The sequence below is a fragment of the Bacillus sp. JK74 genome, from assembly GCF_053663395.1.
In genome coordinates, this window is record NZ_JBSJQB010000002.1 from 280371 (window position 1) to 296422 (window position 16052).

The 16052-nt window shown below is 46.9% G+C and carries 17 protein-coding genes; all 17 read right to left on the bottom strand.

Features of this window, described 5'->3' with window-relative positions; translation table 11 throughout:
• Nucleotides 1-16 precede the first annotated feature (16 nt).
• The gene (gene dapG / locus ACWJJ5_RS05925) at nucleotides 17-1231 is read right to left on the bottom strand and encodes an aspartate kinase (RefSeq protein WP_025649453.1); all 1215 of its coding nucleotides are present in this window, start codon (nucleotides 1229-1231) and stop codon (nucleotides 17-19) included.
• Between the two features lie 88 nt (nucleotides 1232-1319).
• Nucleotides 1320-2360 carry an aspartate-semialdehyde dehydrogenase gene (asd, locus tag ACWJJ5_RS05930; RefSeq protein ID WP_003154169.1) on the bottom strand — a complete coding sequence of 347 codons (1041 nt, stop codon included), beginning with the start codon at nucleotides 2358-2360 and terminating at the stop codon, nucleotides 1320-1322.
• A gap of 134 nt (nucleotides 2361-2494) precedes the next feature.
• On the bottom strand, nucleotides 2495-3085 hold the full coding sequence (gene dpaB / locus ACWJJ5_RS05935; RefSeq protein ID WP_007409809.1) for a dipicolinate synthase subunit B: 591 nt from the start codon (nucleotides 3083-3085) through the stop codon (nucleotides 2495-2497).
• A gap of 2 nt (nucleotides 3086-3087) precedes the next feature.
• Entirely contained in the window at nucleotides 3088-3978 is an 891-nt protein-coding gene (gene dpaA / locus ACWJJ5_RS05940) for a dipicolinic acid synthetase subunit A (protein WP_327968179.1), read from the bottom strand.
• A 156-nt stretch (nucleotides 3979-4134) separates the two neighbouring features.
• Nucleotides 4135-4392 carry a YlmC/YmxH family sporulation protein gene (locus tag ACWJJ5_RS05945; RefSeq protein ID WP_003154176.1) on the bottom strand — a complete coding sequence of 86 codons (258 nt, stop codon included), beginning with the start codon at nucleotides 4390-4392 and terminating at the stop codon, nucleotides 4135-4137.
• 78 nt (nucleotides 4393-4470) lie between these two features.
• On the bottom strand, nucleotides 4471-5706 hold the full coding sequence (locus tag ACWJJ5_RS05950; RefSeq protein WP_070081831.1) for a M16 family metallopeptidase: 1236 nt from the start codon (nucleotides 5704-5706) through the stop codon (nucleotides 4471-4473).
• Nucleotides 5707-5745: 39 nt separating this feature from the next.
• Nucleotides 5746-6705 (bottom strand): polysaccharide deacetylase family protein, encoded by a 960-nt coding sequence (locus tag ACWJJ5_RS05955; protein WP_146276790.1) that lies wholly within the window; start codon nucleotides 6703-6705, stop codon nucleotides 5746-5748.
• A 112-nt stretch (nucleotides 6706-6817) separates the two neighbouring features.
• Nucleotides 6818-8941: a polyribonucleotide nucleotidyltransferase gene (gene pnp, locus ACWJJ5_RS05960; RefSeq protein ID WP_172614695.1), complete on the bottom strand. Its 2124-nt coding sequence runs from the start codon at nucleotides 8939-8941 to the stop codon at nucleotides 6818-6820.
• A gap of 174 nt (nucleotides 8942-9115) precedes the next feature.
• The gene (rpsO, locus tag ACWJJ5_RS05965) at nucleotides 9116-9385 is read right to left on the bottom strand and encodes a 30S ribosomal protein S15 (protein ID WP_003154182.1); all 270 of its coding nucleotides are present in this window, start codon (nucleotides 9383-9385) and stop codon (nucleotides 9116-9118) included.
• A 165-nt stretch (nucleotides 9386-9550) separates the two neighbouring features.
• Complete coding sequence (gene ribF / locus ACWJJ5_RS05970) at nucleotides 9551-10492, bottom strand: bifunctional riboflavin kinase/FAD synthetase (protein WP_007611467.1); 942 nt, start codon at nucleotides 10490-10492, stop codon at nucleotides 9551-9553.
• A gap of 19 nt (nucleotides 10493-10511) precedes the next feature.
• Nucleotides 10512-11441 (bottom strand): tRNA pseudouridine(55) synthase TruB, encoded by a 930-nt coding sequence (truB, locus tag ACWJJ5_RS05975; RefSeq protein ID WP_069013689.1) that lies wholly within the window; start codon nucleotides 11439-11441, stop codon nucleotides 10512-10514.
• Nucleotides 11442-11524: 83 nt separating this feature from the next.
• Complete coding sequence (rbfA, locus tag ACWJJ5_RS05980) at nucleotides 11525-11878, bottom strand: 30S ribosome-binding factor RbfA (RefSeq protein WP_003154185.1); 354 nt, start codon at nucleotides 11876-11878, stop codon at nucleotides 11525-11527.
• 16 nt (nucleotides 11879-11894) lie between these two features.
• Nucleotides 11895-12173, bottom strand: coding sequence for a DUF503 domain-containing protein (locus tag ACWJJ5_RS05985; protein ID WP_003154188.1), 279 nt, complete (start codon nucleotides 12171-12173; stop codon nucleotides 11895-11897).
• Nucleotides 12170-14317 carry a translation initiation factor IF-2 gene (infB, locus tag ACWJJ5_RS05990; protein WP_182068859.1) on the bottom strand — a complete coding sequence of 716 codons (2148 nt, stop codon included), beginning with the start codon at nucleotides 14315-14317 and terminating at the stop codon, nucleotides 12170-12172. Before infB ends, ACWJJ5_RS05985 begins: the two co-directional genes overlap by 4 nt.
• A 19-nt stretch (nucleotides 14318-14336) precedes the next feature.
• Nucleotides 14337-14639 (bottom strand): YlxQ family RNA-binding protein, encoded by a 303-nt coding sequence (locus ACWJJ5_RS05995; protein WP_003154192.1) that lies wholly within the window; start codon nucleotides 14637-14639, stop codon nucleotides 14337-14339.
• Nucleotide 14640: 1 nt separating this feature from the next.
• Nucleotides 14641-14916, bottom strand: coding sequence for a glucose-induced regulator RulR (gene rulR / locus ACWJJ5_RS06000; protein ID WP_003154193.1), 276 nt, complete (start codon nucleotides 14914-14916; stop codon nucleotides 14641-14643).
• Nucleotides 14917-14929: 13 nt separating this feature from the next.
• Nucleotides 14930-16051, bottom strand: a complete 1122-nt coding sequence (nusA, locus tag ACWJJ5_RS06005; RefSeq protein ID WP_003154195.1) for a transcription termination factor NusA — start codon at nucleotides 16049-16051, stop codon at nucleotides 14930-14932.
• Nucleotide 16052 lies beyond the last annotated feature (1 nt).

The window sequence follows — 16052 nt, forward strand, 5'->3', positions numbered from 1 at the left end:
CATGATTCAATCACATTTACTTTGAAAGTTCAAACACTTCATGCAGCGCATTTACGGCCGTTACCATATCTTTTTCATGAACGAGCACCCAGATCGTCGTATGGCTGTCGGCAGATTGCAGAATCGGAATGCCTTTATCAGAAAGTGCGGAGACGATTTTTGACGTGACACCCGGAACACCCATTATTCCGGCGCCGACCGCTGACACTTTCGCACAGCTTTCCGTCACTGTCGGCTCATATCCTAATTCAGCCAAGATGCTGCGCGCGGCTTCCGTTTTACTGCCGGCTACGGTATATACGATTTCACTCGGCGTAATGTTAAAGAAATCTACGCTGATTCCGGCATTTGCCATTGCTTTAAAGACTTCAGTCTGAACGTTGTATTGCCCCATTTTGGCGGGAACCTTAAATTGCGTCACATCTTTCACATGGGCGATCCCCGTGATCAGCCGTTCGAATACATCGCTGCCGACGTTGGACGAATGATGGGACGTCACCAAAGTGCCTTTGTCTTTTGAATAAGTGGAGCGCACGCGGATCGGCACCTTTGCCTGCATGGCGATTTCCACCGCGCGCGGATGAATGACTTTCGCGCCTTGATAGGCAAGGTTGCAGATTTCCGTATATGTGACATTCGGAAGCGGCTTAGCATTTTCCACGATTCTCGGATCGGCTGTCATAACACCTTCCACGTCCGTAAAAATGTCGATAAACTCAGCATCAACCGCCGCGCCGAGCGCTGCCGCTGATGTATCGCTTCCTCCTCTGCCGATCGTCGTCGTGTCGCCTTTTTCAGTCGCTCCCTGAAACCCTGCGACAACGACGGCATCATGGCTGGCGAGTGCAGCGAAAAGCCGCTCTGTTTTCATTTCTATAATTTTGGCGTCAGTATGCTGGGCATTGGTTAAAAAGCCGGCCTGGGCTCCTGTTAAAGCTGCGGCTTTTATGCCGTTTTCCTTCAGCATGCTGGAAAAAACAACGGACGAAATCGTTTCTCCGCAAGACAGAAGCATATCCTGCTCTCTCGGAGAAATGTCGGACTGGCTGCCGTAAAGGAGCCCGATTAAAGAATCTGTCGCGTACGGGTCTCCTTTTCTTCCCATCGCCGATACGACAACGACAACCTTATAACCTTCACTTATGGCATCTTTAATGTGTGCTAGCGCAAGCTTGCGGCCTTTGTCATCTTTTACGGATGTTCCGCCGAATTTTTGAACTATGATCTTCACTATTTTCACTCCAAATTAGTCTGACGTAACAGAAGAGAGCAGGCAGAGCCTTACTCTCTTCTGTTCGCCTATAGAAAATACGTTTGTTTTATACGAGGTTCAGTTTTTGCAGGCTTTCCGCGATTTGAACTGAGTTCCAAGCGGCGCCTTTTAACAGGTTATCAGAAACAACCCACAAATGAAAACCGTTTGCTCTGTCCAAATCTTTCCGGATTCTTCCTACAAATACATCGCGTTTGCCGACGCAATCAGCAGGCATCGGGTAAAGCTGCTCCGCCGGATCATCCTGAAGCGTAACACCCGGAGCTTCTTTTAAAAGCTGTTTAATATCTTCAACGGTTGCGTCATCACGGTCAAGCTCAATGTAAACAGATTCTGAGTGCCCTGTTTCAATCGGCAGTCTGACACATGTCGCAGCCACTTCCAGCTTCGGCATATGCATGATTTTTTTCGTTTCATTAATCATTTTCATTTCCTCAAACGTATAGCCGTTGTCTTGGAATTTATCAATTTGCGGAATGGCGTTAAATGCGATTTGATAATGCTTTTTGTCGCCTTTAACCGGCATAATGGACGGTTCTGCGGGTTCATTGTTTAAAATCGCCTTTGTCTGGCTGTACAATTCTTTCGCCGCTTCATTGCCGGCTCCGGAAACAGCTTGGTAAGTAGATACAATGACTTTTTTCAAACCGTACGCTTTGCGGATCGGTTCAAGCGCAGCCACCATCTGAATCGTTGAACAGTTAGGATTGGCGATAATGCCGTTATGTTTGTGCAGATCACCTTCGTTCACCTCAGGCACCACGAGCGGTGTATTTTCGTCCATACGGAATGCGCTCGTATTGTCAATCACGATGGCTCCCCGTTTTACAGCCTCAGGCGCCAAGCTTTGTGATACGCTTCCGCCGGCGCTGAATAACGCGATATGAACGCCTTCGAAGCTTTCAGGAACAGCTTCCTGCACTGTATATTCTTCGCCTTTAAACGTTACTTTCGTACCAGCAGAACGCTTTGAGGATAGTAGTGTGAGTGTTTCGATTTCAAAGTTTCTGTCTTCCAGTGTTTTCAGCATTTGCTGTCCTACGGCTCCCGTCGCTCCGACAACTGCTACGTGTAATCCTCTTCCCATCTGTAAAACTCCTTCCGCCAATTAAGCATCATTTGTTGAATTGACTTTGCATTTTACGTTTTATTTTACCATAGAATAGTCACGGATTGACCGAATTTTTTTATTCCGGAATGATTTTCTGTCATCATGATTTTTTATTCATGATGGTGTACGAGCACCGGCTGAACCTGCTGGTGCAAAAGAGCTTTTTCTACCGTAATTGGAAGGAGATCCATTCTGGCGACGAGCGATGTCGGTTTTTTCACGTGGTCATCCTGGCCGAACGGGATGAAATATATGTTTTTTGCGGACATCAGCCTCATTAAATTCGTTCCGTTTAAACCGAGTCCGTCATTTGTTGAAATTCCGAGCACGACCGGCCGGCCGTTGCGGATCGTGGCTTTCGCAGCCATAAGGACGGGGCTGTCGGTCATCGCATTTGCGAGTTTGCTCATTGAATTTCCGGTTAAAGGGGCGATGACCATGCAGTCGAGCGGAAGTTTCGGCCCGAGAGGCTCCGCTTTTACGATGGAATCAATCGCCTCAAAGCCTGTTGCTTCTTCAATTTTTCTGACCCAATCTCCCCCCTCCCCAAAGCGGGTATCGGTCGATTGAACGGTTGACGTCACGACCGGCCGGACTTCAGCTCCTTGACTGATAAGCGCCTCTATTTGCGGAAACACTTCCTCATATGTGCAATGCGAGCCGGTTAATCCGAATCCGATTCTTTTCCCTTTCAGAGACATGGCTATTTCCCCTCTTTCTTTAAGTCTGCCAAAAGCTTGCTCAATACGTTCGCAATAATCTGTCCGGCTGTTTTCGGGGCCACAATTCCCGGAAGACCCGGAGCAAGCAGCGCTTTAATGCCTTGTTTTTCAGCATATTTGAAATCCGTTCCGCCCGGACGGGATGCTAAATCCAAAATCAAGGTCTTCGGCGTCATGCGCGATAAAACGCTTTGATTCAGAATCAAGCTCGGTACGGTGTTAATGCAGATATCAATATCATTTACATGATCAGTAAGCTCTTCAAGTTGAAAAGGAGAAAGCCCCATTTCCGATATACGGGCTAAATGAGCCGAACTCCGCGCGCCCACTTTTACTTTCGCCCCTAACGCTGCAAACGTCCGGGCGATCGTCATACCGGTGCGCCCCATGCCGAGAACGCCGACATTTGATCCGTGAATGGTATAATCCGTATGCTGAATCGCCATCATGATTGTTCCTTCAACAGTGGGAATCGAGTTGAATATCGCGATGTCGTCCCGCTCAAATAATTTCACAAGCTTACGGCCGGCTTCGCTGGCGATCCCCTCAAGATATGCATTGGAGATGCCTGAATAAATGACGCAATGCTCCGGTGTCCGCTCAAGATAGCTCTGCTTTAATACCACTTCTTCATTTGAAAAAACCGTGGAAACAACGCCTTCTCCGGTCGTTGCCGATACAGGCAGGATGATACTGTCTATTTTTTGAAAGGGAATCTCATCAATTTTGCATTTGACGGTTCCTGTAAAACCGTCATCCAATTGGTCAAACCCTGCAAGATAAATATCGGCATGCTGTTCTGTCAGCTTTCTTATAATCTCAAGCTGTCTTGCGTCACCGCCAATGATCGCAATTGTTAATCCGGTTAACATCTGAAACGTTCACCTTCTTTACAGTTACTGGATCTTTTAAGTGTCATCCTCCTCTTCATCGTATGTGCAAAGAGAAAGGGCGGTGAATGTACAGCGTCTTTTTCATAAAAAAAGCACCGGCTGTATGAGCCGGTGCTTGCAAAAAATGAATAAGATCTACTCTTCGGGAGGCGTGATCTCCCCCGGAACGTCTAAAATGATCATGTCTGACCCGATTTTTTGGATATGGTTCCAGGGGACGCGGATGTCGTGGCCTTGTTTTCGCAATCCGAACCATTTTACCGTCGGTATCAACAGCGCGGTAATTTGTCCGTCCTGTTCATTAATTTCCAAATCGGTCTGGCCGAGCACGCCGAGCCGCTCTGCACGTTTAATATCCACAATTTCTTTACCTGACAGTTCACTGAGCCTCATGATAGCCACCCCCTTGTACTATATGACCCGGAGCAAAAAAAAATGCCTGCCCCGTATAGAGGCAGACTGCTTTGCAGCTTAAGACGAGGCCGGTATATTGCCGCTCGGGCTGATGAGCGATAGTGCGTAATCATCCGTAAATAAGCGGCGGCTGAGGCCGTTGACGCTTTCCAGGCTGACCGCATTTAGTTCAGCGATAATTTCATCCATGGTCTTATGCTTTCCGAGCAGGAGTTCGTTTTTCCCGTTCCGGCTCATTTTGCTGTTTGTGCTTTCTAAGCTGAGCATTAAGCTCCCCTTCATTTGCTCTTTGCTGTTTTCCAGCTCTTTCGGGGTGATACCGTCACGTTTTAGAACCGATAACGTTTCCTGAATGGTTTCAGACAGAAGTCCGAGCTGATTCGCGCCGGTGCCTCCGTAAATCGTCAGCATACCGCTGTCCTCATAGGAACTGTGATAGCTGTATACAGAATAGGCCAGTCCTTTATCTTCGCGCACATCCTGGAAAAGACGGCTGCTCATGCTTCCGCCAAGCACGTTGTTTAAGACGATCAAATCGTAAATGTCCGGATCTCCGACTTTCAGGCCTTTGAAACCGAGACAGAGATGCGCCTGTTCGGTGTCTTTTTTTCTGGTCAGCTTTTCATAATGAAACTCAGGCTCGCTGATGCCGCTTGCTTTGCCCTTCGCTTCGTATGTACCGAACCATTTCTCCACGTCTTTAATGAATTGTTCCGTTACATTTCCGGCGACAGAAATGACGACGCGGTCCGGCGTGTAAAAGTCATCCATATGCTGTCTGAGAGAATCGCCGTTAAACGATGAAAGCGTTTCCTCCGTCCCGAGAATCGGGTATCCGAGCGAATGATTGCCGTATGTCGCTTTGCTCAGCAGATCGTGGACAATGTCATCCGGCGCGTCTTCATACATTTTGATTTCTTCATATACGACGTTCTTTTCTTTTTTGAGCTCATCTTCGTCAAAAGCGGAATGAAAGAACATATCAGCCAGCACATCAAGTGCGTAGTTTGCATGCTCATCCAGCACTTTGGCGTAATAGCACGTATATTCTTTTGAAGTGAAGGCATTCACTTGGCCGCCTATCCGATCGAAGGATTCTGCGATTTCACGTGCGGACCTGGTATTTGTTCCTTTAAAAAACATATGCTCAAGAAAGTGCGAAATACCGTTTGTCTCCGGCGTTTCATGACGTGATCCCGTCCCGATCCAGACGCCGATTGCCACAGACCGCACCGTTGGATTATTTTCAAGCACAACTCTTACACCGTTTTGGCATGTATAGCGTTTTATCAAGTCTGTTCCTCCTATTCAAAGACAGGCAACTGCCGCCTGCTACTTCATCAGCCTGTTTTCATCCATTAAGTCAGACACTGAGCCGAGCGCGTAGCCTTTTTCTTTGATTTTTGCAATCAGTGTATCCAGGCTTTTCGCAGTCGGATCAGTCGGATGCATTAAAATCATGGCTCCGTTATGTATTTTGCTCAACACCCTTGTTTGTAAAACAGCGGGAGACGGTTTTTGCCAGTCAATGGTGTCAACGGTCCACATGATGGTGCCCATTCCTTTTTCCGCCGCAAGGTCGACCACGGCTTTTCTGAAGCTGCCGCTTGGCGGCGCAAACCATTTCGGCTTCATGCCGAGCGTCTCGCTGATTTGTGCATTGGTTTTGTCAAGCTGTTCGGAAATGCTTCCTGAAGTCAGTTTGCTCATATCAGGGTGATTGTATGAATGATTTCCGATTTCATGTCCGTCTGCCGCTATTTTTTTCCCCAGTTCCTGATTGTTTTTCAGCCATTTCCCTTCAAGAAAGAAAGTTGCTTTGACCTGGTGCCGCTTCAGAATAGGCAGCATTTGCTCCACGTATTCATTCCCCCAGGCGACATTTATCAGGAAAGCGACCATCGGTTTGTCGGGATTTCCTTTATAAATGGGTTCGGGCGCGAGAGAATCAAGATGGACTTTCGGCTTTACCTGCTCATAGACAAGGTCGTCTTCGTGAAATTCTCCGTCCTTTTTCATTTGTTTATAGGATTTTTCCACATTGACTTTTAAACCGTTATATCCCGGTATACTCTTCCATATTTTGTCAATCCGCGCGTCTTGCGGCTTCACTTCATACTCTGACGCTTTTTGCAGTAATTCTTCATAGAGCGGATCTTTTGATGCTGACACAGTTACCGCGTCTTTTTTCATTGCGTCTATGTAATCAACTGTATACGGGTTTTTTAACATTTCAAACGAAACAAAAAAAAGAAATAAAAAAACGGCAAACGGCACGAATTTTTTCAACATGTCCTTCCCCCCTCATCACACATTATGTATGAGGAGGACAAGGTAGAACCCGTCTGTTGTCTTTCTCAAAATAAAGAAGCCGGGTCTCCCAGGCTCCTTGTTAGGTTTTCATTTAAGATTGTTGTTGTTCCTGTTCTTTTTCTTTCTCTTCGCGCAGCACTGCTTTACGCGACAGATTCACTCGTCCCTGTTTGTCAATTTCAGTTACCTTCACAAGGATTTCGTCACCGATTTTCACAACATCCTCAACCTTGCCGACCCGTTCGAGCGCTAGTTCAGAGATGTGAACCAGACCGTCTTTTCCACTGAAGATTTCAACGAAAGCGCCGAATTTCTCAATCCGTTTCACTTTACCGAGGTAAAGCTGGCCGACTTCGACTTCTCTGACAAGATCTTCGATGATTTTTTTCGCTTTTTGGTTGCTGCTTTCATCAGTAGAAGAAATAAAGATGGTGCCGTCTTGTTCAATGTCAATTTTAACACCGGTATCTTCAATGATTTTATTGATTTGTTTACCGCTCGGTCCGATAACGTCACGGATTTTATCCGGATTAATGGTCATCGTTAAAATTTTCGGCGCATATTGAGAAAGTTCTTTTCTTGATTCACCAAGCGTGCTGAGCATGCTGTCCAAGATTTCCATTCTTCCTTTTTTCGCCTGCTGAAGCGCTTCTTCAAGAATTTCTCTTGAAAGGCCTTCAATTTTAATGTCCATTTGCAGCGCTGTCACGCCTTTTTCCGTGCCGGCTACTTTAAAGTCCATGTCACCGAGGGCGTCTTCCATCCCTTGAATATCTGTTAATACCGTATAGTACTCGCCTGATTTCACAAGTCCCATCGCGATACCTGCAACAGGGGCTTTAATCGGAACACCTGCGTCCATCATGGCAAGCGTACTTGCGCAGATGCTGGCCTGTGAAGTGGAACCGTTTGATTCAAGCACTTCAGATACGAGGCGGACCGTATACGGGAAGTCTTTTTCATTCGGAATGACCGGCTCAAGCGCACGCTCTCCAAGAGCACCGTGACCGATCTCACGGCGTCCCGGTCCGCGCATCGGGCCTGTCTCCCCTACGCTGAACTGCGGGAAGTTATAATGATGCATAAAGCGTTTTGACTCTTCCACACCTAAACCGTCAAGAATCTGAACGTCTCCAAGGGCGCCTAATGTACATACGCTGAGCGCCTGCGTCTGTCCTCTCGTAAACAGCCCGGATCCGTGTGTTCTCGGCAGAAGGCCGACTTCTGAAGAAAGCGGGCGGATTTGATCAACGCCGCGGCCGTCCGGACGGACTTTTTCTTCTGTGATCAAACGGCGCACTTCGTTTTTCACGAGTTTAGACAGTGTCTGTTTCACTTTTTTAATCGTATCTTCATCATGCTCTTCTTCTTCGAATTTCGCGACAACTGCATTTTTCACTTCATTGATCGCGTCTTCGCGAGCATGTTTTTCGTGAACCTGAATGGCGCTGAGCAGATCCGGCTCCGCAAGGCTTTTTACTTTTGCGCTGAGCTCTTCGTCAATTTCATACAGTTCGATCTCTGTTTTCTCTTTGCCGACTGCTGCGACGATTTCTTCTTGGAATGCGATCAGGCGCTTAATTTCTTCGTGACCGAACATTATCGCCTCAAGCATGATTTCTTCAGGAACTTCATCCGCTCCGGCTTCCACCATGTTGATGGCATCTTTTGTGCCTGCAACGATGAGGTTGATATCACTTTTTTCAAGCTGGTCAACCGTCGGATTGATGACGAATTTCCCCTCAATGCGGCCTACCGTCACACCCGCGATCGGGCCTTCAAACGGGATATCGGAAACGCAAAGAGCGAGTGATGAACCGAACATTGCAGCCATTTCAGATGAGCAGTCCTGATCAACACTCATGACAATGCTGATGACCTGTACTTCGTTACGGAATCCGTCTGCGAAAAGCGGGCGGATCGGACGGTCGATCAGACGGCTGGCTAAAACGGCCTTTTCACTTGGACGGCCTTCTCTTTTAATAAAACCGCCCGGAATTTTACCTACTGCGTATAATCTTTCTTCATAGTTAACGGTAAGCGGGAAAAAATCTAGCGGTTTCGGTTCTTTTGATGCGGTTGCTGTGCTGAGCACTGCAGTATCGCCGTAGCGGACCATGACAGCGCCGTTTGCCTGTTTGGCAAGCTGGCCGGCTTCTACTGTAAGCTGTCTGCCGGCCCAATCTATGGTAAAGACATGTTTCTCTTGTCCCATTCGATTACGAGCTCCTCTCTTAATGTGTGAAATAATCAATTACTCCTATTATGAACGAAATGAATTGAACATATCAATGTCAAAGTAGTATGTAAAAGGATTTCATTGTTTTTTTATTATTATTTTTTTCGCTTTAATACGATAAAAAAGCGGGAATCCTCCCGCTTTTTACGATTATCGACGTAAGCCTAGTTTGTTAATTAACTCACGGTAACGAGTTACGTCTTTATTACGCAGATACGTAAGAAGATTACGACGTTTACCTACCATTTTAAGAAGACCGCGACGTGAGTGGTGATCTTTCTTGTGAGTACGCAAATGCTCGTTCAAGTTGTTAATTGAGTCTGTTAGGATAGCGATCTGAACTTCTGGAGAACCAGTATCAGATTCGTGTGTTTTGAACTCGCTGATGAGTTGATTTTTACGCTCTTGAGTAATTGCCATCCTGTTTCACCTCCATATCATAATTAGCCCCAGTTACCTAGCAACCGTCGGTGACTTCGGATTGCCAAGCAATGGTTTTAAGACTACGAAACATATGATACTAAAAATCGCGCCCATATGCAAATCTTTTAGAATAAAATTTGTGTACTTTTGATGTTTTTTCCGTTATTTGCTGAAAAAACGGATCGCTTCTTGTTTGTCTTTACCGATCTGAGCCGTCAGTTCATCGATGCCGTTAAACTTCCGTTCGCTTCGGATTCGTTTGTACCACTCGATTTTAACGTCTTCTCCGTATACATCCTGTTGAAAATTAAACAAATGAACTTCAATTGACGGCTGATCGGGACGCTTTTCATAAAAGGTCGGTTTGTAGCCGATGTTGCAGACGCCTTCATACACCTCGCCTTTTATTTCGGCTTTCACTGCATACACGCCTGTCGGCGGCACGATATAGCTGTTGTGCAGGCCGACATTCGCGGTCGGAAAACCGATGGTGCGGCCTCTTTTGTCTCCGTGAATCACAGTGCCCCGGATAAAATACGGCTGGCCGAGAAGAGTGTGCGCAAGTTCAACGTCACCATCCTGCAGCGCTGACCGGATATAAGTGGAGCTGATCTTTCTGTCCTGCTCGGTCTGTTTCTCAACAGTCGTGCATCCGGCCTTGCCGTTTAAATCGTCCGGCAGCGTCTCCATCGTGCCTTTTCCGTATTTTCCGTACGTAAAATCGAAGCCTCCCACAGCGTGCCGCGCGTTCAACCCTAAAATATACTCCTCGGCAAACTGTTTTGGAGACAGAGACGCAAACGCTTCATCAAACTTTACGACATACAGCACATCAGCGCCTAAACGCCCGATCTGGCTGATTTTATCTTCAAGCGGCGTAATCAGATCCTTTGGCTCTTTGTCCCTGCCCAACACATGGGAAGGGTGGGGATGAAACGTCATAACGGCCAGCGACAGGCCTTTTTCTTCGGCAATTTGTCTGGCTGTTCCGATTACTTTCCGGTGTCCCAAATGAACGCCGTCAAAGTAGCCGAGCGCCATGACAGACGCCGGCTGCTCTTCTTTTTGTAAATGATGCGGATGAGAAATATGTATCGTCTTCACAGAACGGTCACCTTTTTTCTTATTGTTCGCTTTTTTGCATGAGCACTTTAGCCGGTTTCAGCAGTCCTTTTTTTGAAGGATGCGGCATATAAATGGCCACACATTCTCCGTCTTCAGTACAGACCGCTATACGGGCGTCAGCTGTCATTGCAGAAAATTCCGCCGGGATGTCAAACACTGACCCGTTTTCAGCTTTCTTAGCTAATGTATCACTTATGACCCATTTCGGCAAATGATTGAGCGCTCTATCGATCGGCACGGCATGCTCTGCAACCGTTCCGTCCGAAACCTGCTGTTCAAGTTCCTCAAACGTGAAACATTCATCAAGGCTGAAATCGCCGGAAGCAGTGCGGATGAGATGCGACATATGCGCAGGATAGCCGAGTTTTTCACCGATTGTCACCGCCAACGTTCTGACGTAAGTGCCTTTTGAGCACGTGACTGTAAAGCGGAATGATGCTGTGTCTTCGTTATAAGTGACAGGGGAAGTGAGCGCGATATCTTCAATCGTGATATTCCGCTTCGGCCGCTCCACTTCAATACCCGCTCTGGCGTATTCATAGAGCTTTTTCCCGTTGACCTTTACCGCGGAATACATCGGCGGCACTTGCTCCTGCGGTCCCTTCAATTCGTCTAAAACGGCTTTGATATCCGCTTCTTTCAGCGGCTCCCTGACAGGTTTTACGCTGACCGTTTCTCCCGTCTGGTCTTCGGTCGATGTGGAGAAACCGAGAGTGATCTCAGCATCGTACGTTTTTGACTTGTCGGTGACGTACTCAACGATCTTTGTAGCCCGTCCGACACAGATCGGCAGTACGCCTGACACTTCCGGATCAAGGGTTCCCGTATGCCCGACTTTCTTTGTTTTTAACAGTTTTCTTATTTTCATTACACAGTCGTGAGAAGTCATGCCGACCGGTTTATGTAAAAGGAGAACTCCGTTAACCATCTGTCTTTCGCTCCTTTGTTATCAATTGTATCCCGTAAAACGCAGAAAAGAGGACAGACGACACTCGCCCATCCTCTTTCCCGTTATTCAGACGGTTTATCTGAATGCAGTTCGTGAATCAATGTTTCAATACGATTGCCGTACTCAATTGATTCATCAAATTCAAATTCAAGCTCAGGCGTTTTGCGGAGTCTGATTCGGCTACCGATTTCGGAACGGATAAATCCTTTCGCTTTCTCAAGCCCTTTCAGCGCCTCCTCTTTCTTTTTCTCTCCGCCGAGGACGGAGATATACACCTTCGCTATTTGTAAATCACCTGAAACACGTACGTCTGTTACAGTGAGAAATCCGATTCTCGGGTCTTTCAGCTTTCGGCTGATAATATCCCCGAGCTCTTTTTTCATCTGCTCGCCGACACGGTTTGCTCTCATACTCAATTCAATCACCTCTAAGTTAAAACCACTCTGTTCTAGTGATCGTCCGTTCTATCTCGGGAAAGGAGTCAATAAACGCGAGTACACGCTGGATCTCCTTTTCCGCCTGAACGTGAGAGGAGGAGACGACGGCGATTCCGAAGCTGGTCCGCTGCCAAGTGTCCTGATAGCCGATTTCTGCGGCCGACACGTTGAACTTATTCTGAACCCTCGTTATAATCCGCTTCAGAACGGCTCGTTTCTCCTTTAATGATCCCGCATCATAAATGATGCATTCACATTCCGCAAATCCGATCACTTTCTTTCGATTTCCTGCATGACATACGCTTCAAGGACGTCGCCTTCGCGAATGTCATTGTATTTCTTAATCGTTATACCACATTCATATCCTTGTGAAACTTCTTTCACATCATCTTTGAAGCGTTTCAGAACGTCTACTTCCCCTTCGAAGATGACCACGCCGTCACGGATCAGGCGGAGTCCGCTGTCACGTGTAATGTGGCCGTCTGTTACATATCCGCCGGCAATCGTGCCGATTTTCGACACTTTGAATGTTTGGCGCACTTCAACCTGACCGATGACTTTTTCTTCGTACTCAGGATCAAGCATTCCTTTCATCGCCGCTTCAATTTCTTCGATGACTTTGTAAATGATACGGTGAAGACGGATATCTACATTTTCAGCTTCAGCCGTGCTCTTAGCATTTCCGTCTGGGCGCACATTAAACCCGATAACGATTGCATTTGAAGCAGATGCGAGAATGATGTCTGATTCCGTAATCGCACCGACGCCTGTGTGAATGATTTTCACTTTTACGCCTTCTACTTCAATTTTTTGAAGAGCGGCTGTTAACGCTTCGGCTGAACCTTGAACGTCAGCTTTTACGATTAAGTTGATGTCTTTGACATCGCCTTGTTTAATTTGTTCAAACAGATCATCGAGGCTCAGCTTCGCTTTGTCGCTGCGCTGTTCTTCCAGTTGCTTGGAAGCGCGTGCTTCACCGACAGAACGGGCTGTTTTTTCATCTTTAAAGACGAGGAATTGATCGCCAGCCTGCGGTACGTCGTTTAAGCCCGTGATTTCTACAGGTGTGGACGGTCCGGCTGTTTTCACGCGGCGGCCGAGATCATTGACCATGGCCCGCACGCGGCCGAATGTATTTCCGACAACGATCGGATCTCCGACATGCAATGTTCCCGTTTGAACGAGAAGTGTCGCGACAGATCCTCTTCCTTTATCGAGCTCAGCTTCAATAACCGTTCCTTTTGCCTGACGGTTCGGATTGGCTTTCAGCTCTTCCACTTCACTGACAAGCAGAATCATTTCGACAAGTTCGTCAATTCCCTTGCCTGTAAGAGCGGACAGAGGAACGAAAATCGTTTCTCCTCCCCATGCTTCAGGAACGAGTCCGTATTCAGTCAGCTCCTGCATGACACGGTCAGGGTTCGCGCTTTCTTTATCCACTTTATTCACGGCAACGATAATCGGAACCTCAGCCGCTTTCGCATGGTTGATGGCTTCGACTGTTTGCGGCATAACGCCGTCATCAGCCGCTACGACTAAAATGGTAATATCAGTTACTTCCGCACCGCGCGCACGCATTGTTGTGAACGCCGCGTGTCCCGGAGTATCTAAGAACGTGATTTTTTTGCCGTTTTCTTCGATCTGGTACGCCCCGATATGCTGGGTGATTCCGCCGGCTTCACCTTCAACAACCTTTGTTTTTCTGATGCTGTCAAGAAGGGTCGTTTTCCCGTGGTCAACGTGGCCCATGATCGTCACGACAGGCGGACGGATTTGAAGATCTTCTTCTTTGTCAGCCTCTTCATACTTTTCAAGCTCAGTTTCTTCGAGCACAATCACTTCTTCTGTTTCCACACCGTATTCAGATGCGATCAGTTCGATTGTGTCTTTGTCAAGCTCCTGGTTAATCGTAGCCATTACGCCCAGAAGCATCAGTTTTTTAATGAGTTCAGACGGCTCTTTGCCCAGTTCTTCGGCTAAGGCCCCGACTGTTAAAGAGCCGGAAAACGTAATTTTCTCAGGAAGCTCTTTTTTCGGTTTCAGCGGTTTTTGCTGATACTGATTTTTGTTGTTATGATTGCGTTTGTTTTTGTTTTTGTTGTTGTTGTTCTTCTTGTTTTTGTTAAATTGATTATTCTGCACGTCATTCTTCTTTCCGTCTCGAATTTTGTTTGGTTGATTCCCAGCAGGCTGCTGATAAATCCCTTGCGGCTTGTTTTTGTTCGTTTCCGCAGGCTTCTGAGATGTAACGCCGGCGCCGCCTTTTTTAAATTTCGCATCAAGCTGCTTAATGGTCTTTTCTTCAAGCATTGCCATATGGTTATTTACTACTATATCCATGTTTTTCAGCGCAGTCAAAATTTCCTTGCTTGAAACATTGATGGCTTTTGCATATTCGTAAACTCTCATTTTAGCCATTCGTTCACCCCCAAAAATATTAATCGAGCAAGCTGATCAGCTTATTCGCAAAACCTTGGTCAGTGACGGCGACAACGACACGTGATTCCTTGCCGATAGAGCGGCCGAGATCCGCGCGGCTTTCGACTTTTTTATAAGGCACTTTATAATAATTGCATTTATCGGATACTTTTTTTGCAGTATTCGCAGATGCATCTTCTGTCAGCAGAACAAGTTTTGCACGCGCATTTCTAATTTCTTTTATAACCAAGTCCTCGCCCGACACGACCTTACGAGCTCGATTGGCCAGACCCAGCAAGGGAAACCATTCCATTCCAGACATGTTATTTTTTCACCTTTTCCGCCAGTTCCAGCAATTCTTCGAAAATCTGGTCATCGATTTGTGATTGAAATTGATTTTGCAATGTGTTTTTCTTTTTCGCAGCTAAGATGCATTCTTTCTCAAGGGTGATATAGGCACCCCGCCCGTTCTTCTTTCCGGTCGGATCGACTGAAATCTCTCCTTCTTTAGAACGGACAATTCGGATCAGTTCCTTTTTAGGCTTCATTTCCCCCGTTACCACGCATTTGCGCAGAGGAATTTTTTTTCGCTTATTCACCTAAAGTCACCTCTTATTCATCCGATTCGGCTGTTTCAGGCTCCATAAAGAGCGGCTCTAAATCGTCATCTTCTTCATGCTCTCTCGGATAGATGCCAAGGTCTCTTGCATCCGTTTCACTTTTGATATCGATTTTCCAGCCTGTCAATTTCGCGGCTAAGCGGGCGTTTTGCCCTCTTTTTCCGATTGCCAGAGAAAGCTGGTAATCAGGAACGATGACAGTCGTGGCTTTTTCTTCTTCGCTGACGATGACATCCAGCACTTTAGACGGGCTGAGCGCATTGGCAACAAATTCAACCGGATCATCAGACCAGTTGACGATATCAATTTTTTCGCCTTTCAGTTCATTGACGATCGCCTGCACCCGCTGGCCTTTAGGACCAACGCATGAACCGACCGGATCAACGTCAGGGTCATCAGTGCGGACGGAGATTTTAGAGCGGTCGCCCGCTTCTCTGGCAACGGATTTCAGTTCGACCGTTCCGTCATAAATTTCCGGCACTTCGATTTCAAAAAGACGCTTCAACAGGCCAGGATGCGTTCTTGATACATAGATCTGCGGCCCTTTTGTCGTTTTTTCGACTTTTGTGATAAATACTTTAATCCGATCGTGCGGTTTATAGCTCTCATTCGGCATTTGTTCATTGACGGGCAGCAGCGCTTCAATCTTGCCGAGAGACACGTAAATAAACTTGCTGTCTAAGCGCTGTACAATTCCCGTCATGATGTCTTCTTCACGATCGATAAATTCTGAGTAAATCACGCCGCGCTCAGCTTCACGGACACGCTGCGTCACCACTTGTTTCGCCGTCTGCGCAGCAATGCGGCCGAAGTCTTTCGGTGTTACTTCTATTTCAACGACATCTCCGACAAGGTAGTTCGGATGGATGTGCTGGGCGTCGTCAAGCGAGATTTCAAGTCTTGAATCGTATACCTCGTCTACGACATCCTTTCTTGCGAACACGCGGATCGTGCCCGTCTCACGGTTCAGATCGACCCGTACGTTTTGCGCCTGGTTAAAATTTCGCTTATACGCGGAAATTAAGGCAGCTTCAATTGCTTCGATGATAATGTCTTTACTGATGCCTTTTTCTTTTTCAAGAATAGTGAGAGCATCTAATAGTTCACTGCTCATG